This window comes from Natranaerovirga pectinivora (assembly GCF_004342165.1).
Taxonomy (GTDB): Bacteria; Bacillota; Clostridia; order Lachnospirales; family DSM-24629; genus Natranaerovirga; species Natranaerovirga pectinivora.
On the sequence record NZ_SMAL01000006.1, the window covers coordinates 1 to 22,830 of the forward strand.

17 protein-coding genes are annotated in these 22,830 nt (G+C 31.6%); 16 read left to right on the forward strand and 1 reads right to left on the reverse strand.

Features of this window, described 5'->3' with window-relative positions:
- Positions 1-127 precede the first annotated feature (127 nt).
- The 8 genes from EDC18_RS09110 to uvrA all read left to right on the forward strand — a co-directional run bounded on the left by EDC18_RS09110 (position 128) and on the right by uvrA (position 12,072).
- A complete protein-coding gene (locus EDC18_RS09110) occupies positions 128-1,216 on the forward strand; it encodes a PucR family transcriptional regulator (protein WP_132252421.1) in 1,089 nt (362 codons plus the stop codon).
- Positions 1,217-1,290: 74 nt separating this feature from the next.
- The gene (ftsE, locus tag EDC18_RS09115; RefSeq protein WP_132252423.1) at positions 1,291-1,977 is read left to right on the forward strand and encodes a cell division ATP-binding protein FtsE; all 687 of its coding nucleotides are present in this window, start codon (positions 1,291-1,293) and stop codon (positions 1,975-1,977) included.
- Positions 1,964-2,866 (forward strand): permease-like cell division protein FtsX, encoded by a 903-nt coding sequence (gene ftsX / locus EDC18_RS09120; RefSeq protein ID WP_243115105.1) that lies wholly within the window; start codon positions 1,964-1,966, stop codon positions 2,864-2,866. Before ftsE ends, ftsX begins: the two co-directional genes overlap by 14 nt.
- 15 nt (positions 2,867-2,881) lie before the next feature.
- Positions 2,882-4,021 carry a murein hydrolase activator EnvC family protein gene (locus EDC18_RS09125; protein WP_132252425.1) on the forward strand — a complete coding sequence of 380 codons (1,140 nt, stop codon included), beginning with the start codon at positions 2,882-2,884 and terminating at the stop codon, positions 4,019-4,021.
- A gap of 209 nt (positions 4,022-4,230) precedes the next feature.
- Positions 4,231-5,442 carry a S41 family peptidase gene (locus EDC18_RS09130; protein ID WP_132252427.1) on the forward strand — a complete coding sequence of 404 codons (1,212 nt, stop codon included), beginning with the start codon at positions 4,231-4,233 and terminating at the stop codon, positions 5,440-5,442.
- A gap of 19 nt (positions 5,443-5,461) precedes the next feature.
- The gene (locus tag EDC18_RS09135) at positions 5,462-6,721 is read left to right on the forward strand and encodes a PDZ domain-containing protein (protein ID WP_132252429.1); all 1,260 of its coding nucleotides are present in this window, start codon (positions 5,462-5,464) and stop codon (positions 6,719-6,721) included.
- 503 nt (positions 6,722-7,224) lie between these two features.
- On the forward strand, positions 7,225-9,216 hold the full coding sequence (gene uvrB / locus EDC18_RS09140; protein WP_132252431.1) for an excinuclease ABC subunit UvrB: 1,992 nt from the start codon (positions 7,225-7,227) through the stop codon (positions 9,214-9,216).
- 27 nt (positions 9,217-9,243) lie between these two features.
- A complete protein-coding gene (gene uvrA, locus EDC18_RS09145) occupies positions 9,244-12,072 on the forward strand; it encodes an excinuclease ABC subunit UvrA (protein WP_132252433.1) in 2,829 nt (942 codons plus the stop codon).
- Positions 12,073-12,114: 42 nt separating this feature from the next.
- Here uvrA and EDC18_RS09150 read toward each other — a convergent pair whose 3' ends face one another.
- The gene (locus EDC18_RS09150) at positions 12,115-12,360 is read right to left on the reverse strand and encodes a SemiSWEET transporter (RefSeq protein WP_132252435.1); all 246 of its coding nucleotides are present in this window, start codon (positions 12,358-12,360) and stop codon (positions 12,115-12,117) included.
- 171 nt (positions 12,361-12,531) lie between these two features.
- Between EDC18_RS09150 and EDC18_RS09155 the strand changes: the two genes are divergently transcribed.
- From EDC18_RS09155 to EDC18_RS09190, 8 genes are all read left to right on the forward strand, one after another.
- Complete coding sequence (locus EDC18_RS09155; protein WP_132252437.1) at positions 12,532-13,125, forward strand: biotin transporter BioY; 594 nt, start codon at positions 12,532-12,534, stop codon at positions 13,123-13,125.
- On the forward strand, positions 13,100-14,056 hold the full coding sequence (bioB, locus tag EDC18_RS09160) for a biotin synthase BioB (protein ID WP_132252439.1): 957 nt from the start codon (positions 13,100-13,102) through the stop codon (positions 14,054-14,056). The genes EDC18_RS09155 and bioB overlap by 26 nt, the downstream gene beginning before the upstream one ends.
- Before the next feature lie 91 nt (positions 14,057-14,147).
- Complete coding sequence (locus EDC18_RS09165) at positions 14,148-15,224, forward strand: ATP-binding protein (protein WP_132252441.1); 1,077 nt, start codon at positions 14,148-14,150, stop codon at positions 15,222-15,224.
- Positions 15,225-15,345: 121 nt separating this feature from the next.
- Positions 15,346-17,118, forward strand: a complete 1,773-nt coding sequence (locus EDC18_RS09170; protein WP_132252443.1) for an ABC transporter ATP-binding protein — start codon at positions 15,346-15,348, stop codon at positions 17,116-17,118.
- Positions 17,119-17,133: 15 nt separating this feature from the next.
- Entirely contained in the window at positions 17,134-19,155 is a 2,022-nt protein-coding gene (locus tag EDC18_RS09175) for an ABC transporter ATP-binding protein (RefSeq protein ID WP_243115106.1), read from the forward strand.
- Positions 19,156-19,465: 310 nt separating this feature from the next.
- A complete protein-coding gene (locus tag EDC18_RS09180; protein WP_132252446.1) occupies positions 19,466-20,965 on the forward strand; it encodes a sodium-dependent transporter in 1,500 nt (499 codons plus the stop codon).
- Between the two features lie 26 nt (positions 20,966-20,991).
- Positions 20,992-21,078: a MetS family NSS transporter small subunit gene (locus tag EDC18_RS14955; RefSeq protein ID WP_132252721.1), complete on the forward strand. Its 87-nt coding sequence runs from the start codon at positions 20,992-20,994 to the stop codon at positions 21,076-21,078.
- Between the two features lie 193 nt (positions 21,079-21,271).
- On the forward strand, positions 21,272-22,813 hold the full coding sequence (locus tag EDC18_RS09190; RefSeq protein ID WP_243115107.1) for an alkaline phosphatase: 1,542 nt from the start codon (positions 21,272-21,274) through the stop codon (positions 22,811-22,813).
- The last annotated feature ends 17 nt before the right edge of the window (positions 22,814-22,830 follow it).

Here is a 22,830-nt window from a genome sequence, read left to right on the forward strand (position 1 = left end):
AATTAACATGTTAAAGGGAATTGAGGATAAGTGCATTATTTTTTTACAAAAAAATAATGTTGAGGTTTTTACACCCCAACATTTATTATAGAACCTAAAAAAGAAAGATTATAAAGGAGCGTGTCATATGATATCGAACCAAATACTACAAAACACAATAGATGGACTCAAATCAATAACAAAAATAGATATAAATGTAATGGACATAGAAGGAAAGGTATTAGCTTCTACTGAAGAGAATAAAGAGGATTATAATAGTGCAGTGGTCTCTTTTGTAGCATCCCAAGCAGAAAGTCAATTGGTCCAAGGTTATCATTTCTTTAAAATATTTGATGACTTGCAAGTAGAATTCGTTATTTCTGTAAAAGGGGATGGGGAAGAAGTATACAAAGTTGGGAAGATAGCTTCTTTTCAAATTCAGAACTTACTTGTAGCCTATAAAGAAAGATTTGATAAGGATAATTTTGTTAAAAATTTATTATTAGATAATTTATTATTGGTTGATATCTACAATCGCTCCAAAAAATTGCATATAGAAACAGAAGTAAAAAGAGTGGTTTATATTGTTGAGACAAAACTAGAAAAAGACAATAATGTGTTAGAAACGGTTCGTAGCATTTTTCCAGCAAAATCAAAAGATTTTATTACAGCAGTAGATGAAAGAAATATCATTTTAGTAAAAGAATTAAAAGATAATGATGGATACGAAGAAATAGAAAAAACTGCTAAAGTGATTTTAGATACTTTAAATAGCGAAGTAATGTCTAATGTGTATATTGCATTTGGTACAGTGGTTAATGATATTAAAGACGTTTCTAGATCCTATAAAGAAGCTAGAATGGCTTTAGAGGTAGGGAAGATTTTTTATAGTGATAGATATGTCATTGGATATAATAATTTAGGAATAGGAAGATTGATATATCAATTGCCAATACCACTTTGTAAAATGTTTATCAAAGAAATTTTTGATGGCAAGACACCGGATCAATTTGATGAAGAAACAATTACTACTATCAATAAATTTTTTGAGAACAGTTTAAATGTTTCAGAAACATCAAGACAGTTATACATCCATCGTAATACTTTAGTATATAGATTGGATAAACTACAAAAAACAACAGGGTTAGATTTAAGGGTCTTTGAAGATGCCATTACTTTTAAAATTGCATTAATGGTTGTAAAATATATGAATCATATGGATTATATGAATTATTAAGATATAAAAGGTAATAATTATCTATTTAAAAATGACAAAAAAAGCTATAGACTACTAGTAAGGAGGCAGATTCTGTGATACAACTGGATAACGTTTCAAAAGTGTACCCAAATGGTACAGAAGCACTAAAAAATATAAACATCAAAATAGAAAAAGGAGAATTTGTTTTTATAGTAGGAAGTAGTGGTTCAGGCAAGTCTACTTTAGTAAAACTATTATTAAAAGAAACAGATCCAACTGAAGGAAGAATATTCATAAAAAATTATAATCTAAGTATCTTAAAAAGAAAAAATGTGCCTAAGCTTAGAAGAGAACTAGGAATTGTTTTTCAAGATTTTAGATTATTAAAGAATATGACAGTATATGAAAATATAGAGTTTGCTCTTACGGTAACAGAAGCATCTAGAAGAAAGATAAGAAGACAAGTTCCTATGGTTATGTCTATGGTCGGATTAGCTAACAAAGCCAAAAGTTATCCTTATCAATTATCAGGTGGGGAACAGCAAAGAACAGCTTTAGCGAGAGCCCTAGTGAATAATCCGCCAATTCTTTTAGCAGACGAACCTACAGGAAACCTTGACCCTAAGAACTCTTGGGAGATTATGAAATTATTAGATGATATAAACAAACGTGGGACAACAATCATATTGGTAACACATAATAAAGATATCGTAAATGCCATGCAAAAAAGAGTAATTACCCTTAATAATGGTAGAGTTATAAGTGATATCCAAAAGGGAGGCTATGATGATGAAAATTAGTGCCCTTGGGTATAGCGTAAAACAAAGTGTAAAAAACATGGTTAAAAATCGTTTGTTAACTGTTGCATCAATAAGTACAATAGCCGCATGTTTATTTATTCTTGGACTCTTTTATACAATACTAACCAATTTTCAATATATGGTGAATCATTTAGAGATTGGCGTAACAGTTTTCTTTAGAGAAAACATAACAGAAGAAGAAATAGATTTTATTGAAAGTGAGATAAGGCTTAGACCGGAGTTAAAATCCATAAAATATGTCTCACCAGATGAAGCATGGGAAATGTTTAAAGAAAAACTTGGAGATTTTCCAGAAGTATTACTTGGTTTTGATGACGATAACCCATTAGCCCATTCTGCATCTTTTGAGATATATCTAGATGATGTTGAAAAGCATAATGAATTTGTAAGATACGTGGAATCTATACCAGGTGTAAGACTTGTAAGAAGGTCTGATGATGTAGCTGAAATAATTAAAGGATTTAATGTCCTTATTGCCTATGTGTCTATTGGTATTATAATAATACTCTTATTGGTCTCTGTATTTCTTATTAGTAATACAGTAAGAATAGGGGTAAGTATGAGAAAAGATGAAATAAAAATTATGAAGCTAATAGGTGCAACAGATGGATTCATTAGAAGACCATTTATTTTTGAAGGAATCATTATAGGATTAGTTGGGGGAGCAATACCACTAGGTTTAATATATTTATTGTATAACAATGTTATACGTTATATAGAAGAAAGGTTTAATATATTAAGGGACTTGTTACAGTTTCTAGAACCTAGTGAGATATTTAATATCTTAGTACCTGTTTTATTAGGTATTGGAATTGTTATTGGTATAGTTGGTAGTAGGATTACACTTAAAAAACATTTACGTGTATAATCATGGAGGTGGGTAATGATTAAGTCTAAAAGATTACTTAAAATTGTACTAGCTATTGGTATGCTAACGATTTTATCAACAAGTATTTTTGCAAACCAAATAAATGATGCAAAAAACCAGAAAAACGATTTACAAGAGAGAATTGAACAAACGAGACAAAAAATAGAAGCATTAGAAGAGAACAAAGCGAATACTAAAAACTACATAAATACCCTTGATAATGAGATTGTAACTTTGACAAAAGAAATTATGAGTTTAGAAGACCAGCTTACTGTAAAAGAGAGAATGATAGAAAACACCCTAGCTGAATTAGAAGAAGCGAGACAAAATGAAAGAAGACAATATGAATTAGCTAAAGACAGAATAAGGTTTATGTATGAATATGGTGAAACATCATATATTGATTTATTATTACAATCAACAAGCTTAACGGATTTCTTTAATCGGGTAGAGTATGTTGGCAAAATAGTAGAGCATGATAAAAGTGTTATGGAAAACTTATTGTTTGCAAAAGAACTTATTGAAGAAAAAGAGATGCAATTAGAAAATGAAAGAAATAAACTTGAACATTTAAGAGCTGAAAATACCCTTCAAAAGCAAACAGTTGAACGTGTTATGGTTATGAAGACTAATGAATTGGAAAATGTGGCTCAAAATATTGAAAAAAGTATAAAAGCATTAGAAGAAGATGAAAAAAGCTTAAAAGAAACAGAGGATCTTATTAAAAGATTAGAAGCTGAAAGTAGATTGGTATATGCAGGTGGCAATATGGAATGGCCAGTACCTGGGTATGGGCGAATAAGTTCTCAGTTTGGAATGAGAACCCATCCAATTTTTAAAACTCAAGATTTTCATAATGGTATAGATATACCAGCACCAACGGGAACCTCTGTGGTTGCAGCAGCAGCAGGACAAGTTGTAGAAGCAGGATGGAATAATTCTTATGGGTATTATATTATAATAGACCATGGTAGTGGTTTTATGACACTATATGCACACCATTCTCAATTGCTTGTTCAAAGAGGACAGACCGTTAAAAAGTGGCAAACGATAGCTAAAATAGGTAGTACAGGTAATTCAACTGGACCTCATTTACATTTTAGTATAAGAAGAAATGGAGAATGGATTAATCCATTAACAATGTTAAATCGATAAATTCATATAAAAAAGTAGTAATATTAAGTGATACTTAAATTACTACTTTTTAACATTTAAAGGTAAAAATACTATGATTTATAATGGGTATTTTCTAAGATATAACAAATACTTTATAACATAGTGATGATTCATATTATATTTTTTCATGGTATAATAATTAATGTATAGAATAGAATAATATTAGTTAACTAAGGAGATATTTTTATATGAATAGAGAATACTTAAAAGGTTTAATATCTGGGTTTACCATCATACTCCTTATTGGGGCAATATATATTGGTTCAAATAATTTTGTTGACTTTCTTCAAGAAAATGGCATATATTTTGAAGGAACAGGGGTACAAGAATTAGAAGTTGATGAAAAAATAAACAAAATCATTAGATATCTAGATAATTTTTATTATGAAGATTTTGATACGGATGAAATTTTAGATAGAGCTTTTAAAGGAATGGTAGCTGGTATTGGTGATCCCTATTCTACTTATTATACAGAAGACGAATTTCGGAATGTATTGGAATCAGCGGCAGGTGAATATAGTGGGATAGGTGTTGTTATATCTCACAATGAAGTAGACGATGAATTTATAGTATTACTACCTTTTGTAGGTGGACCAGGAGATAAAGCAGGATTGTTACCAGGGGATATTATTATTCAAGTAGATGGGATTAGCATAGAAGGAATGGATTTAACGGAAACAGTGAATTTAATAAAAGGAGAAGTAGGTACAGAAGTTGTACTAACTATAATAAGAAATAATGACCAACTAGAAGTACCTATTATTAGAGAAAAAATAGACATTCCAACTGTATCAAGTGAAATGTTAGAAGACAATATAGGGTATCTAAGAATAAGTGAATTTGATAGGGTCACATATAATCAATTTATGGATGCAATAAATGAATTAGAAAACCAGGGTCAAAATGGACTTATTATAGATTTAAGAAATAATCCTGGAGGCATGCTTCATACGGTTATTGCTATAGTAGATGAACTGATTCCTAAAAATAAAATAATAGTTTATACGGAAGATAAACATGGTAGACAAGAAATAGAAAGATCTAAAACAGGGACTTACTTTGATAGGCCATTGGTAATACTTATAAATGAGCACAGTGCTAGTGCGTCTGAAATACTAGCTGGGGCTATAAAAGATCATGGTGCAGGAACATTGGTTGGAACTACAACATTTGGTAAAGGTTTGGTTCAACGACTTATACCTCTAGGGGATGGAACAGCAATAAAGACAACAATATCAAGATATTTTACCCCATCTGGAAATTATATACATGATAGAGGTATTGAACCAGATGTGGAAGTTATTTTACCAGATGAGTTAAGATTTAGAGGCAACCTTACATTGGAAGAAGATTTACAATTGCAAAAAGCACTGGAGATAATTAATGAGAAGATAAAATAAATATAATGGAGATTATTATATGCATTTATTAGAAATCATTCATTTAACTCTACTTAGTACTGCTAAAGCAGTATTCGATAGTGCTTTTTTACTTATTATAATTTTAATAGCTTATATGATTAAAAAAACACAGAACTTAAATATATATGGATATAAAATCCCATATAATAGCTTTACTCAATTGATTGAGAGCGTTTTACAAGGCATAATTATTGGTGTGGTAGGGAGTGCTATAATAGCTATTATAGGATTGCCAATTCGAATTACTACTCCAATATTATTTCTTCTACCAATTGCTATTATATCTGCATTTATACATCCAAGGTTCCTGTGTTTTTCTTATTCAGCATCCATACTTTCACTTTTGAGTATTATTTTTAGCGGACAAAATATACTAGGTTATACCATTCCTAATCTAGATATTGATGTAAATGGTTTGATTGTATTAGTAGGTGTTTTACACTTAATGGAGGCAATACTCATTTTCTTTGTTGGAGGTAAAAACCCTATCCCTATAATAACAAAAAAAAATAATAAAATCGTAATGGGACATATGCTACAAAAATTTTGGCCAATACCATTTTCTTTATTAGCACTTAATATAGGAGAAATAAGTGGGAGTATTATAAAAATGCCTAGTTGGTGGCCATTAATAAAGCCTGTTATTGATAGTAATGCTTCCTATTATTTTGTATTGTTACCTATCATAGGGGCATTAGGATATAGAACAGTTACTTTTGCCTATCGTCCAGAAATAAAAGCCAAAATCTCTTCTGTAAGACTATTGGTATATAGTGTGATATTAATTATATTGGCAGTGATTTCTGTAGACAATGGTATATTAAGGGTAATAGCAATACTTTTTATGGCACTTGCTCATGAAGGTATTATTCAATACGATCATTTTATAGAAACTGTAAAAAAACCTTTATATGGGGTGCCTAGAAAAGGCATAAGAGTATTAAGTGTCCATCCTGATGGAATAGCACAACGATTGGGGATAAAAGTTGGAGATATTATACATAATATTAATGGGTTTGAAATTGAAAATTCAAAAGACTATAAAACTGTAATGCAAGATAGTTATAAAAGTTTTTATATAGAAGTAGAATGTGAAGAAGGGTATAAAGACAAATTAACATATAATACTTTTATAAAAGAAAAGAATTTAGGGTTAAATTATTTGCCTGAAAATCCTAAAATAGTATTTAAGTATAATACATTAAATGACTTTAAATTAATAAGGATAATATTAAAGAAATTGAATAAAAAAATATAAATGATAGTAAGGTTATTCTTACTATGAGAGTATCGACAAAGTCGATACTCTTTTGATATATTCTAGGTGGTGAAGGGATTTTTATTATATATAAGTTTCAGAAACCTGTAACCATCCTTGGCTACGCTATTACACTTATATATAATAAAAATCCTTGTTAAAATAGGAACATATGTTTTAAAATTTATATTGATTATGTTATAATAATAAAATATAATAATAAGAAAGTAGTATTTTCTCAAACTTTGCAAGGAAGTTTGTAGATTAGTCTTTCATATCAACCGTGTAACATGCCATTCGTTTCGCTACAGGCATAAGGTTTCAATGAAAGACTAATCTCCAAATCCTTGCAAGCAAGTTTGTAGATTAGTCTTTCATATCAACCGTGTAACATGCCATTCGCTTCGCTACAGGCATAAGGTTTCAATGAAAGACTAATCTCCAAATCCTTGCAAGCAAGTTTGTAGATTAGTCTTTCATATAAAAAAGAAAAAGGTGATTATATGCCTGAATTTAAGATTGTTTCAGATTTTCAACCAACAGGAGATCAGCCCCAAGCCATAGAGATGCTGGTAGATGGATATAAAAAGAATAATAAAGCACAAACATTACTAGGGGTAACAGGTTCTGGTAAAACCTTTACGATGGCACATGTAATAGAAAAAATCCAAAAACCAACATTAATTATAGCCCATAACAAAACTTTAGCAGCTCAATTATATGGTGAATTTAAAGAGTTTTTTCCAGAGAATGCAGTTGAGTACTTTGTAAGTTATTACGATTATTATCAACCAGAAGCATATGTACCCCATACAGATACATTTATAGAAAAAGATTCATCTATTAATGAAGAAATAGACAAGCTTAGACATTCAGCCACTGCATCGTTATTTGAAAGAAAAGATGTTATTATAATAGCCAGTGTATCTTGTATTTATGGATTAGGTGACCCAATAGATTATAATAATTTAGTTGTTTCATTAAGACCTGGAATGGAAAAAGAAAGAGATGAAATACTAAGAAAATTAATTGATATACAATATTCTAGAAATGATTTAGATTTTAAAAGAGGTACCTTTAGAGTTAGAGGAGATGTTGTAGAAGTCTATCCAGCTGGCTCAGGGGAAAGGGCCATAAGAATTGAATTTTTTGGAGATGAAATAGATAGGATAACAGAAGTAGATACACTAACAGGAGAGTTATTAGGAACCTTAGATCATATTTCTATTTTTCCCGCATCTCATTATGCCATCCCAGAAGAAAAGATAGAACTGGCCATCCAATCCATAGAAGAAGAATTAGTAGAATGTGTTAAAAACTTTAAAAGCGAGGACAAACTTTTAGAAGCTCAAAGAATAGCTCAACGAACCAATTTTGACATAGAAATGTTAAGAGAAACAGGATTTTGTTCAGGTGTTGAAAACTATTCAAGACATTTATCTGGACGAGCACCAGGAAGTACACCCCATACATTAATCGATTACTTTCCAGAAGATTTTTTAATCATAGTAGATGAATCTCATATAACTTTACCTCAAATTAGAGGAATGTTTGCAGGTGACCAAGCTAGAAAAAGTACTCTAGTGGAGTATGGTTTTAGAATGCCATCGGCTAAAGACAATAGACCATTGAATTTTCCAGAGTTTGAAGAAAAAATCAATCAAATATTATTTGTTTCGGCTACACCTGGCCCATATGAAAAGGCCAATGAAGAATTAAGAGCAGAACAAATTATAAGACCAACAGGTCTATTGGATCCTATTATTGAAGTTAGACCAGTAAAAGGACAAATTGATGATTTGATAAAAGAAGTAAATATAGAAATAGACAACAAAAGGAAGGTATTGATTACAACATTAACAAAGAGAATGTCAGAGGACTTAACCAATTATATGAAAGAAGTTGGCATACGAGTAAGGTATCTACATTCTGATATTGATACTTTAGAAAGAATGGAAATTGTAAGAGACTTAAGAATGGATGTTTTTGATGTTTTAATTGGTATTAATTTATTAAGAGAAGGCTTGGATATACCAGAAGTTGCTTTAGTGACAATATTAGATGCAGATAAAGAAGGTTTTTTACGTTCAGAAACCTCTCTTATTCAAACGGTGGGTAGAGCTGCAAGAAATGCTGAAGGTAGAGTTATTATGTATGCTGATAAAATCACAGACTCTATGAGAAAGGCAATCTCTGAAACCAATCGAAGAAGGTTGATTCAAGAAGAATATAACAATGTCCATGGCATTACACCTCAAACCATTAAAAAGAAAGTAAGAGATTTAATTAGAATATCAAAAGTATCTGATGAAAAAGGGTCATATCAACTTAAAAAAGATCCTGAGTCTATGGATATAGACGAAATAAGAGCATTAACAAGTCAATTATCTAAAGAGATGCATCAAGCAGCAGCAGACTTACAATTTGAGAAAGCAGCAACAATACGTGATGAATTAATAGAGCTAAAAAAACACTTGCAAAAGTTAAAGGATTAATCGTTACATTAGAAAGAAGAGGATATAATGGCGCAAAATAATATAGTAGTAAAAGGAGCTAAAGAACATAATTTAAAAAATATTGACTTAACAATTCCTAGGGAAAAATTTATTGTATTTACAGGGTTAAGTGGATCGGGAAAATCCTCTTTAGCCTTTGATACAATATATGCAGAAGGCCAAAGAAGGTATGTAGAGTCTTTATCAGCATATGCTAGACAATTCTTGGGACAAATGGAAAAACCAGATGTTGAACATATAGAGGGATTATCCCCTGCTATTTCTATTGATCAAAAAACCACTAGCAGGAACCCAAGGTCAACGGTTGGGACAGTAACTGAGATCTATGACTATTTTCGATTGCTTTTTGCTAGAATAGGCATACCCCATTGTCCAAGTTGTGGAAAAGAAATAAAGAAACAAACAGTGGATCAAATGGTTGATCATATTATGTCATTAGAAGAAAGAACAAAAATTCAGCTATTGGCTCCAGTGGTAAGAGGGAGAAAAGGACAACACTTAAAAGTTCTAGATCAAGCAAGAAAAAGTGGATATGTACGAGCTAGAATCGATGGCAATTTATATGAACTAACAGAAGATATAGATTTGGATAAAAACAAAAAACACACCATTGAAATAATTGTAGATAGGCTAGTAGTAAAAGAAGGCATAGAAAAAAGATTAGCAGATTCTATTGAGACTGTATTACAGATAACAGGTGGTTTATTGGTTGTAGATGTAGTGGATAAAGAATCTCTGACTTTTAGTCAGAGCTTTGCCTGCCCAGATTGTGGCATTAGTATTGATGAAATCGAACCTAGAATGTTTTCTTTTAACAATCCCTTTGGTGCTTGTGCTGAGTGTCACGGTCTAGGATTTAAGATGGAATTTGACCCAGAACTTATTGTGCCAAATGAAAAACTCACCATTACAGAAGGTGCTTTTGTTGTGCCAGGGTGGGCTTCTGCTGCTAATGATGATAGTTATGTACGAAGTTTATTAGATGGGCTGGCTGGGGCATATAAGTTTAACTTACGTGTGCCTTATGAAGCGTTATCAGATGAAGTGAAAAACATACTAATGTATGGAACCAATGGAGAGAAAGTTAAAGTCATCTATAGCAATGAAAGAGGTACAGGTGAGTACGATACAGAATTCGAAGGTATCCTTAAAAATCTTGAAAGACGTTATAGAGAGACTTCATCTGAATATATGCGACAAGAATATGAAGGCTATATGACCAATACCCCTTGCCCAAAATGTAAAGGGGCAAGACTAAATGAAGAAGTATTGGCCATCACAATTAGTGATAAAAATATTGCGGATTTAACAGAGTTATCTATAAGCGATTTATATGAGTTTTTTAATACAGTAGAGTTAAATGATAGACAAAAACTCATTGGGGAACAAATACTAAAAGAAATTAATGCAAGAATAGGCTTTTTAATGGATGTTGGATTAGACTATCTGTCATTATCAAGATCTGCAGGAACTTTATCTGGTGGAGAAGCACAAAGAATTAGATTAGCAACTCAAATTGGTTCTGGATTGGTTGGTGTTGTCTATATTCTTGATGAGCCAAGTATTGGACTTCATCAAAGAGACAATGAAAAATTATTAAAAACATTGGATAACTTAAGAAGCTTAGGGAATACACTAATTGTTGTAGAACATGATGAAGATACAATGTTTGCAGCAGACCATATTGTGGATATTGGTCCGGGAGCAGGAGCTCATGGTGGACAAGTAGTTGCTCAAGGAACAGCGAAAGAGATTATGGCAAATGAAAACTCTATTACAGGGGCTTATCTAAGTGGCAAGAAAAAAATAGAAGTGCCAAAAACAAGAAGAAAACCTAATGGCAATTGGCTTACAATAAAAGGGGCTTCTGAAAACAACTTAAAAAATGTAGATGTTAAGATTCCTCTGGGGGTTATTACTTCTATAACTGGGGTTTCAGGCTCAGGCAAAAGTACATTAATTAATGAAATATTATATAAAAGTCTGGCAAAAGAATTAAGTCGAAGCAAAGTAAAGCCAGGAAAGCATAAGGCTATAGAAGGCATAGAACATCTAGACAAGGTAATTGATATAGACCAAGCACCAATAGGTAGAACACCAAGATCTAATCCAGCAACTTACACAGGAGTTTTTGACCATATTAGAGATTTATTTGCCACAACTCAAGAGGCAAAAATGAAAGGGTATCAAAAAGGCCGTTTTAGCTTTAATGTCAAAGGTGGAAGATGTGAATCTTGTAGAGGTGATGGGATTATAAAAATCGAAATGCATTTCTTACCAGATGTTTATGTGCCTTGTGAAGTTTGTAAAGGCAAAAGATACAATCGGGAAACTTTAGATGTAAAATACAAAGGCAAGACTATTTCAGATGTTTTAGACATGACAGTAGAGGAAGCATTAGGATTCTTTGAAAATATTCCTAACATCAAAAGAAAACTAGAAACATTATTTGATGTTGGTTTGTCTTATATAAAGTTAGGACAATCCTCTACAACTTTATCAGGAGGGGAAGCTCAAAGAGTTAAGCTTGCTACAGAGCTTAGCAAGCGAAGCACAGGAAAAACCATATATATATTAGATGAGCCAACAACGGGTCTACATTTTGCAGATGTTCATAGACTAGTTGATATTATTCAAAGGCTAGCAGAAGGGGGCAATACCTTATTAATTATTGAGCATAATCTAGATGTTATTAAAACGGCAGATTATATAATTGATTTAGGACCAGAAGGTGGAGACAAAGGTGGAACAATATTAGCCACAGGGACGCCAGAAGATATTGCAAAAGTAGAAGCATCCTATACAGGGCAATTCCTTAAGAGAATGTTAAATTAAATAAAAAAGGAAGAGAATAATACATTCTCTTCCTTTTTTTACCTATTTGTATTTTAATTTCATAACCAATATAGTAAGAGCAAATATAAAAGTAACCACATTTGCAATGATAATTGGTAAGTCTCCTATAATGAAACCATAAATAGTCCAACAAAAAACACCTGTAGTAAAGATAGAGTACATACCTAATGAAATACCAGAAGTGTCTTTGTCTTTAATAGTTTTTAAAGTTTGAGGTAAAAAAGAAATAGTTGTTAGTGTTGCTGCTATAACGCCAAATAGTTCCATGGTGAGCTCCTTCGTATTTGTTATTAGTAAATTACTAAAGTAAGTATACAGAGAATATGAAAATAAATCAACAGTCAAAAAAAGATTGTTAACCTATTAAAAAATATGGTTGACAATATCTCTTTGAATTTGTATTATAATAATATAACAAAATGAAGGGAAGTATTACATATGAATTTAAAAACAAAAGATATTGTACAAGTAGCATTGTTTGCAGCTTTAACAGCAGTTGGAGCCTTTATAACCATTCCATTTCCATTTGTTCCATTTACATTACAATCTTTTTTTACAGCTTTTGCAGGGGTTTTATTAGGTGCGAAACTAGGGATGCTATCACAATTGGTATATGTTGTAGTAGGACTAGTAGGTGTGCCGGTTTTTACAAAAGGTGGAGGACCTGGATACATATTTGAAACAAGCTTTGGGTACTTAATTGGCTTTATTGTTGGGGCTTATGTAATTGGAAAACTAAGTGAAAGGGTTACAAAGATGACCGTACAAAAGCTATTTCTAATTATTATGACAGGAATTCTGGTTGTGTATATGATAGGTGTACCTTACTTATATATGATTATGAGGCTGTATATTAAAAGTGATGTTGCTATAAGCTGGGCAGTAAGAGTTGGCTTTACAACCACCATAGGTGGGGATATTGTAAAGAGTATTATTGTTGCTTTTATAGGTTTTAAAATTGTGCCTATATTATCAAGACAAAATCTAATATCAAGAAGAGGATTCCATGAACTTAGAATACATAACAAATAAAGTATTGAATGGCCAATTAATTGATTATGAGGAAGCTGTAGAATTATCATCTATAAAGGATTTAGATGAACTTTTAGAAGCTGCTAATACAATAAGAGAAAAATTCAAAGGCAATAAAATGGATTTATGTAGTATAATGAACGCCAAATCAGGGAAGTGCTCTGAAAATTGTAAGTTCTGTGCCCAGTCCGCTCACTATAAGACAGGAGCCCCAGAGTATTCTTTGATAAGTAAAGAAGAAGCATTAAAGATGGCAAAGGAAAATGAAGAAAATGGTGTTCATAGGTTCTCTCTTGTTACAAGTGGTAAAGGTATTTCTGACGGAGAACTTGATAAAGTTACTGAAATATATGATGAACTCAAGAATAAAACGAAGTTACAGCTTTGTGCTTCTTTTGGCATTATTTCTTATGAACAGGGATTAAAGTTAAAAAAAGCAGGGGTAACCATGTACCATCATAACTTAGAAACAAGTAAAGCGTTTTTTCCAAAAATATGTGACACACATACCTATGAAGATCGGATAGAAACAATAAAAAATGTAATGAAAGCTGGTTTAGATGTTTGTTGTGGAGGTCTTTTCGGATTAGGTGAAACCATGGAAGATAGAATAAAAATGGCTTTCGACATTAGAGCATTAGGAATAAAATCTGTGCCAATAAATATTCTACAACCTATAAAAGGAACCCCACTAGAGAATAATATGATACTACAACCAGATGAAATATTAAGGATTATTGCTGTCTTCAGGTTTATCATTCCAGATGGATATATTAGATTTGGTGGCGGTAGAAAATCTTTAGGAGAACATCAAGAAAAAGGTCTGAAATCAGGTATTAATGCTGCTTTAGTAGGAAACTATTTAACCACTATAGGGAATAAGATAACGGAAGATATAGAGATGATAAAAAGGCAAGGGTTAGAAATTTGAACAGTTATAGCAGGATAAAATTTTAAGGATATGCACATTCTATAGGTAATTTAATACCATAAAAGTATAGAAAAACTTAAGGAGTGTGCATATGGCAGAAAAGGTAAGACGATTTTTTCCAGGAGGTAATACGTCAGTAGGATTTTACTCTAATTACGATTACATAATAGATAAAAATGCCAATAGAATTATTGTTCTTAAAGGTGGACCAGGAACAGGAAAATCATCCTTAATGAAAAAAGTTGCTGAAGTTCTATTAGAACAGGGGTACAAGTTAGAATTTCATCATTGTTCCTCTGATAATGAATCCCTTGATGGTATTGTTGTGCCAGAATTAAAAGTTGCAATGATTGATGGTACAGCACCTCATGTGGTAGATCCCAAAAATCCAGGGGCAGTTGATGAAATCATCAACTTAGGAGAATATTGGGACGTTAGTAAGCTGGAGAAAATAAAACAACCCATACTAGAGTATATAGAAAAAAATGGAAAATTTTATAAACGCGCCTACAAATATTTTGGTGCAGCTAGGTTGATATTAGAAGATATCATTTGGAAGCACGAAGAAGCTTTAGATATTGGTAAACTCAATGTAGATACGGATGCTTTAATCCAAGAAGTATTTGAAGATGTAAAAGTAAGCAGTACATTGGGTAAAGAGAGACATTTGTTTGGAAGTGCCTATACCCCTAATGGCTATATAGATTATACCGATGAACAGATTCATAAAGACTATAAGATATATCACATTTCTGGGGATGTAGGAACAGGAAAATCAACACTATTAAATAAAATAGTTATAGAAGGCAAAAAAAGAGGTTTGTTTGTAGAGGTACTACACACACCATTAATCCCAGAAAAGATTATGACAGTAATCATCAAAGACTTAAAAATTGCATTTACAACAAGTGACCTTCTAAAGGAAAAGGCTTATCAATTAATTAATACAGATCATTATTTAGATAGGGAGTATTTAAAAGTCTATGAAGAAGATATAAAAGAAGATAAAAAAGTCTTTAATGAGTTAATAGATATTGGAATTAATAATATTAAAAATGCTAAGAAAAATCACGATATTATAGAAGCGTTTTATATTCCTAATATGAATTTTGATGGGTATGACCAGTTAAGAGATGATATCGTTAATAGAATGATAGAGTATAAATAAGATAGTAAAAGGAAGCAGAAAGAATATAACTGCTTTCTTTTTATTTTATGACCCTTTTACTATACTAGATTTTAGTGTAAAATATTTCTATTACATAGAAGGGAAGATAATAATTTATTATATGAAAAAGACAATCAATAAAAACCATAAAAAACAAATAATTAAGTATTACTTACATAAATATCGCTTTCATTACATAATAGGCATACTCACATTGGTGTTTGTAGATATAATCCAATTAAGAATTCCCCTTATTACAAAAGATGTAACAGATGGTTTGCAAACAGGGACTTACACTATGGAAAATATTGCAAACAGAGTAACTGTATTGATTGTAATAGGAATTTCCATCGCCATTGGAAGGTTTGTTTGGAGATATTTCATATTTGGAACCAGTAGACATATTGAATATGAACTTAGAAATGATTTTTTCGGGCATTTAGAAAAGTTAAGTTTAAGGTATTATAATGACCATCAAACAGGAGATTTAATGGCCCATGCTACCAATGATTTAAATGCAGTAAGAATGATGTTGGGGCCAGGAATACTTATGGCATTAGACGCATTTGTATTAACAACATTAGTAATTATACAAATGGTGACAGTTATTAGTTTAAGGTTAACATTGTTTGCAATTATTCCATTGCCTTTTATTGCAATTGGGAGTTTGCTTCTTGGAAAAGTAGTCCAATTAAGATTCAAGGAAAAACAAGAAGCCTTTTCAGAGTTAACAGACCAAGTTCAGGAAAATTTATCAGGGATTAGGGTAATAAAAGCATTTGTACAAGAATCAAAAGAGCTCCTAGCCTTTCAAAAAGTAAATGCTAAAAACTTTGAAAAAAATATGAAGTTGGTAAAACTATTTGCTTGGATGATGCCTTTATCGGGTCTCATTTCAGGTCTTAGTATTTCCATTATATTAGGCTACGGAGGTTATCTTGTCATTTTAGGGGATATAACCATTGGTGAATTTGTGGCTTATATTAACTACTTGTATATGCTTATATGGCCAATGATAGCTTTTGGGATGTGTATCAATATCATTTCCCAAGGGAGAGCTTCTTTTAATAGAATTCAAAGCATCTTAAACGAAGTTCCAGAAATAGAAGACAATGAAAAAACAAAAGATATTAAGGTCATAAAAGGCAATATAACCATTAAAAATCTTAATTTTACATACTCACATTCAAAAGAAAAAGCTTTAAAGAATATTAACATTAATATTATTGGAGGCCAAACCATCGGAATTGTTGGAAGAACTGGAAGTGGTAAAACAACATTGGTGAATCTATTATTGAGATTGATTAACCCTAGGGAAAACACCATTTTTATGGACGGTAATGATATTTTTGAAATACCTTTAAAAACCTTAAGATACAATATTGGTTACGTACCACAAGATAATTATTTATTCTCTAATACTATTAAAAACAATATCGCTTTTGGTATGCCTCTTGCTTATAATGAAGAGGTTAAAAATGCTGCCCAAATAGCAAATGTACATGATAATATAATGGATTTTACCAATGAATATGAAACGATCGTTGGTGAAAAAGGGGTTACTCTTTCTGGTGGACAAAAACAAAGAGTATCTATTGCTAGGGCCATTATAAAAAATACACCTATATTAATTCTTGACGATGCAGTGTCTGCTGTAGATACCAATACGGAAGAGCAAATTTTAAGACATCTTAAAGAAAAAAGAAAAAATAAAACAACTATCATAATAGCCCATAGGATATCTACCATACAACATGCAGATAATATCTTTGTATTAGATGAAGGTGAAATCGTTGAAGAAGGAACACATACTGAATTAATTGCTAAAAAAGGGTTGTACTATAATATGGTTAAAAGACAACAATTAGAAAAAGAACTAGAAAAAGAAGTATAGGTAAGGAGAATGAAAATGGCTGAATCAAAGGAAAACAAAAATTTTGACCCTAGAATCATTAAAAGATTGCTAGAGTATGCTAAGCCATACTATAAATACATACTGTTTTCATTTGTACTCTTATTGGGGGTAGTAGCTTTAGAATTGATTCGTCCTATCATTATAGGAAGGGCCATCGATAATGTCATAATAGACAATAATCAAATATACTCAATAGTTGAGGAAGATGGAAAAGATACTTATAGAGTACAAAACTATTATATAAAAAAAGGCAATGTATCAGGTATAAATGCTACCATTGTTTATGATGAAGGGGCGGAGCACCCATACCATTTAGTTATCGGCATAGAGGAAGAAGAAATACCAGCCCTTAATACCATTAATGTAAGGGATTACGAAGAGCGTTACATTATAATACCTTTAGAGAGAAATGATATTAAGCATTTAAGACAAGAGGATATTAAAAATTTAATTTATGCAGCTGGATTATTTGTTCTTATATTGGCATTGGGATTGATAATAAGCTATATTCAAACCATAGTGTTAAATTATACAGGACAAAAAATTATATACAATATAAGAAATGATGTGTTTAAGCACGTAGAAAGTTTATCTCTAAAGTTCTTTAGTAACCATCCAATTGGAAGAATTGTCACAAGGGTTACTAATGATACAGAAACTCTAAATGAAATGTATACCAGTGTCATCGTAAACTCAGTCAAAAGTATTGTAATGGTGGCGGGTATTACTATTATGATGTTTTTATTAAATGTTGAGTTAACCCTTTATATAATGATGATTATGCCAATAATTGTCCTGTTAACATTATGGTTTAGAAAAACGTCAAGAAAGTTATACAGAGAGATTAGAACTAAAGTGGCCAATATCAATAGTTTTTTATCAGAACATATTTCTGGGATGAAGATTGTTCAAATATTTACACAAGAAGAAAGAAAGTATAATGAATTTGATGAGGCAAATAAGTCTCTTAATCAATCACACATAAAGCAACTTGTTATTTTCAGTATTTTTCGCCCAGCCATGTATTTGTTATATGTACTTGGTTTGTTTTTAGTGTTGTACTTTGGTGGTAAGAGAGTAATAAGTGGTCATATTACCATTGGGACATTGGTTATTTTTGTTCAGTATATTTCTAACTTTTTTGATCCAATACAACAATTAGCAGAGCAATTTGATATTATTCAATCAGCAATGGCTTCTTCGGAGAAGATTTTTAATCTGCTAGATGAAAAAATTGATATTATTGATGTTGAAGAGCCTATTTCTTTGCCAGTGGTAAAAGGTAGAATTGAATTTAAAAATGTTTGGTTCGCTTATGTGGATGAAGAGTGGATATTGAAAGATGTCTCTTTTGTAGTAGAGCCAGGAGAGGTTGCTGCCTTTGTGGGTGCTACAGGAGCAGGAAAAACATCTATTATCAATTTAATTATGAGATACTATGATATTCAAAAAGGTGAGATATTATTAGATGGTATTAACATCACTCAAATTAAAAAAGAAGACCTAAGAAAAAATATCGGCCAAATGTTACAAGATGTATTTTTATTTACAGGGACGATTAACAGCAATATAAGATTGAAAAATGAAGAAATAACAGATAAAGAAATAGTAAATGCGTCTGTTTATGTCAATGCGGATAAATTTATAAGAAAATTACCAAAACAATATGAAGAAAAGGTTTCAGAGGGTGGTACTACTTTCTCTGCTGGTCAAAGACAATTATTATCATTTGCGAGAACTTTGGCAAATAAACCGTCAATTTTGATATTAGATGAAGCAACAGCGAATATTGACACAGAAACAGAGCAATTAATTCAAGATGCCCTATACAAATTAATGGAAGGAAGAACCACTTTAGTAGTGGCACATAGGCTGTCTACAATACAAAATGCGAATAAAATAATTGTGCTTCATAAAGGAAAGATTCGTGAAATAGGAAGTCATCAAAAATTACTTGCAAAAAAAGGACTATACTATCAATTGTATGAATTGCAACATCAAGATGGTGTTTTGTAATTTTAACTTCAAAAAAAAAGAGGTATGTTTTAATGCCTTGAGTAATAAATATAGAATATATTAATTTAATGCGTTGAAGTTTTAAACAAATACACCAATAAATCAGATTTGTGTGACAAAAACAAACAAAAAATAGCTAAAAAAATGAATGAAACTATTATAATTACTGCAAAAACTATTGAGAAAAATAATGGTTTATAGTATAATTATACATACATTATCTCAACTAATAGGATTATTAGCTGAGATACTATATTATTACATAGTATTGAGAAGGTATCTTCAAAAAAATTTTTTAGGAGGCGTTAAAATGAGTAGAGAGAGATGGAGCTCTAGAAGTATTTTTATTTTAGCAGCTATAGGTTCCGCAGTAGGTTTAGGAAATACTTGGCGTTTTCCAGGTCAAGCGTATCAAAATGGTGGAGGGGCATTTTTAATTCCGTACTTTATCGCCCTAGTTACAGCAGGTATTCCATTATTGATCATGGAAATTGCAATTGGTAAAAAGTTTCAAGCAGGTGCGCCAACAGCTTTTAGAAAACTAGGTAAGAAAAAAGGTTTTGAATGGCTTGGATGGTGGCCATTAGCAACAAGTTTTGCTATTGTTGCCTACTATTGTATCGTTATGTCATGGACATTCAATTATTTATGGCATTCTTTAACGCTGGCTTGGACAAAAAGTTCAAGTGCAGATTTCTTTTATGGTGATGTATTAAGATTATCTGATTCTCCAGGGAATCTAGGTGGTTTAAATATGCCATTGGTAATTGGACTTGTATTAACATGGATTTTTATATGGTTTTCAATCCGTAATGGTGTAAAATCAATGGGTAAAATCGTTAAATGGACAGTGCCATTACCAATCATTCTATTAATTATTCTTGTAATTCGTGCATTAACATTACCAGGTGCTATAGATGGTATTAATTACTACTTAACACCACAATGGGATAGGTTAAAAGATATAAATGTATGGGCAGCAGCATATGGTCAAATTTTCTTCAGTTTATCTGTTTTATTTGGTATTATGGTTGCTTACGCAAGTTTCTTACCTAAAGATTCAGATGTACCAACAAACAGTATGATTATTGCTTTTGCAGACTGCTTATTAAGTTTCGTTGCAGGTTTTGCAGTATTTGGTACTCTTGGATTTTTACAACAAACATCTGGAACAGCTATAGCTGATATGTCTATTACTGGACCTGGATTGGCATTCGTTACATATCCAGAGGCTATTGCTCAATTACCTGGTGGACTTTGGATTCAAGTGGTATTTGCATTCTTATTCTTCTTAATGTTATTAACCCTTGGAATTGATTCAGCATTCTCAATTGTTGAAGGGATTGTGACAGGTTTAGTTGATAAATTTGGTTGGGATAAGAAAAAAACAGTTGCGGGAATGTGTTTTGTAGGTTTCGCTGCTGGTCTAATATTTGCAACTAATGCAGGACTTTACTGGTTAGATATCGTTGATAACTGGGTAAACAACTTTAACTTAATACTTATTGGTGTATTTGAGTGTGTTGTTGTAGGATGGATTTACAGTGCTAAAAAACTTAGAAATGAATTTAATGAAGATTCAAATATGAAATTTGGTCCTTGGTGGGACTTTATGATTAAGTATGTAACACCATTAAGTTTATTAGGACTTAACATATTATTCCTTATTGATAGTTTTAAAGCAAATTACGAAGGATATGCTACAAAACATTTACTTATCGGTGGATGGGGTATTGTATTAGCAACAATCGTTTTCGGGTTTGTATTTACTACACTTAAAGGTAAAGACTTAGAAGAAGAAGTTAACTAAGATCAGTTTAAAAAAGGAGTGGTCCTATGGAATTATCAGCAATCATAATGTTAATATTTGGCTTCGTGTTTTTAGGTGGAGGCTTAATATATAGCTTAAAAAAATTAAATTAATGATTTCAACGAAGCTTGTGTCTCTTGGGTAGTAAGAGACATAAGCTAAGTTAAAAGATAGGAAACACTTACTGAATTTTCAGTAGGTGTTTTTTTACATTTAATAACAGAGACATAACATTCAATTAATATAAAATTAATGGAAATTAATTACTCTAATACTGTAATAATAAAATACTAGGAGGTATTAATGATGTTAAAAAGAAACAAAAAACTCATTTCAGCTATCACAAGTTTTGTTATGGTATTAGCAATAGTATTAACTACTAGTAGTAATGTTTTTGCATTTTTTAACTCTAGTAAAGCTGCGACACCAGTTTTTCAAGGAAAAGCACCAAAATATGTATTTTTATTTATTGGTGATGGAATGAGTTATCCTCAAATCGCATCAACAGAGATGTATTTAGGAAAACAAGGCAGATTAAATGATCTTGTTAAGGGTGGGGGCATTGAGCAGTTAAACTTCTCTAAATTCCCAGTATCAGGCGCAGCCCAAACATTTGATGCCACCTCTTTTATTCCAGATTCAGCATCAACAGCAACGTCTATTGCATCAGGATATAAGACATTATCAGGTGTTATCAATATGGATATAAGCAAACAAATAGAATACACACCAATTTCAGAATCATTAGCAACTAAAGGATATAAAGTTGGTATTGTGTCAAGTGTGCCAATTAATCATGCAACACCAGCATCTTTTTACTCAAAAGTACCTCACAGAAATGAATATTATAATATAGCATTACAATTAGCAGATAGCGGATTTGATTACTTTGGTGGTGGTGGGTTTTTAAGTCCACAAGGTAACGGACAAACTCATATTTATGAAGTGTTAGAAGAAAAAGGCTATAACTTAGCCCTAGACAAGGCCAGTATCTTAAACTTAAACAATAAATCAGGAAAAGTTGTAGCCATAAATCCTGATATGTCAGTAGATGGTACGTCACTACCATATGAAGTTGACCGTAAACAAGGCGAATTGGCATTAGCTGATTTTGTAAGAAAAGGCATTGATGTATTAGATAACCCTAAGGGATTTTTTATGATGGTAGAAGGTGGTAAAATTGACTGGGCCAACCATGCAAATGATGCAGTAGCTTCAATCCACGATACCATAGCCTTTTCTAATGCAGTAGAAGAAGCCATAAGATTCTATAACAAACATCCAGAAGACACATTAATTATTGTAACGGGAGACCATGAAACAGGTGGTATGTCTATTGGATTTGCAGGAACGGGGTACTCAACATTTTTCGATAAATTAGATAGAGCCAATACATCTGCAAATGATATTTTTAGAAGAGAAGTTTTAAATCCGTACAAAGAAAAGCATACAATGGAAACGGCAAAACTTTCAGATTTGGCATTAGATATTAAATACTCTTTTGGAGTACTTATTCCAAATGATCCAGAAGCTAGATTTTATCCTGAAATGGTATTAAATGCCAATGAGATACAAAGATTAGAAGCAGCATTAAAACAATCAATGACACCAAGTAATCAAAGAAATTATTCCCAACAAGAAAGATTAATGTATGGTGGATATGAGCCATTATCAATAACACTGACACATATTTTAAATAATAAAGCAGGTATTACATTTGGTACTTATGATCATACAGGATTGCCTGTACCAGTATTTGCATTAGGGAAAGGTCAAGAATTATTTACAGGGTTCTATGATAATACAGATATCTATAGAAAGATGGCTGCCATTTTAAATGTAAGATAATAATAAAAATAGTCAAG

Coding starts and splice junctions, on each gene's coding strand:
- EDC18_RS09180 (WP_132252446.1), top strand. CDS start 19,466: ATGAGTAGAGAGAGATGGAGCTCTAGAAGTATTTTTATTTTAGCAGCT.
- ftsX (WP_243115105.1), top strand. CDS start 1,964: ATGATGAAAATTAGTGCCCTTGGGTATAGCGTAAAACAAAGTGTAAAA.
- uvrB (WP_132252431.1), top strand. CDS start 7,225: ATGCCTGAATTTAAGATTGTTTCAGATTTTCAACCAACAGGAGATCAG.
- EDC18_RS09130 (WP_132252427.1), top strand. CDS start 4,231: ATGAATAGAGAATACTTAAAAGGTTTAATATCTGGGTTTACCATCATA.
- EDC18_RS09155 (WP_132252437.1), top strand. CDS start 12,532: ATGAATTTAAAAACAAAAGATATTGTACAAGTAGCATTGTTTGCAGCT.
- EDC18_RS09190 (WP_243115107.1), top strand. CDS start 21,272: ATGTTAAAAAGAAACAAAAAACTCATTTCAGCTATCACAAGTTTTGTT.
- EDC18_RS09150 (WP_132252435.1), bottom strand. CDS start 12,360: ATGGAACTATTTGGCGTTATAGCAGCAACACTAACAACTATTTCTTTT.
- EDC18_RS09170 (WP_132252443.1), top strand. CDS start 15,346: ATGAAAAAGACAATCAATAAAAACCATAAAAAACAAATAATTAAGTAT.
- EDC18_RS09135 (WP_132252429.1), top strand. CDS start 5,462: ATGCATTTATTAGAAATCATTCATTTAACTCTACTTAGTACTGCTAAA.
- EDC18_RS14955 (WP_132252721.1), top strand. CDS start 20,992: ATGGAATTATCAGCAATCATAATGTTAATATTTGGCTTCGTGTTTTTA.
- EDC18_RS09165 (WP_132252441.1), top strand. CDS start 14,148: ATGGCAGAAAAGGTAAGACGATTTTTTCCAGGAGGTAATACGTCAGTA.
- EDC18_RS09125 (WP_132252425.1), top strand. CDS start 2,882: ATGATTAAGTCTAAAAGATTACTTAAAATTGTACTAGCTATTGGTATG.
- EDC18_RS09175 (WP_243115106.1), top strand. CDS start 17,134: ATGGCTGAATCAAAGGAAAACAAAAATTTTGACCCTAGAATCATTAAA.
- EDC18_RS09110 (WP_132252421.1), top strand. CDS start 128: ATGATATCGAACCAAATACTACAAAACACAATAGATGGACTCAAATCA.
- bioB (WP_132252439.1), top strand. CDS start 13,100: ATGAACTTAGAATACATAACAAATAAAGTATTGAATGGCCAATTAATT.
- uvrA (WP_132252433.1), top strand. CDS start 9,244: ATGGCGCAAAATAATATAGTAGTAAAAGGAGCTAAAGAACATAATTTA.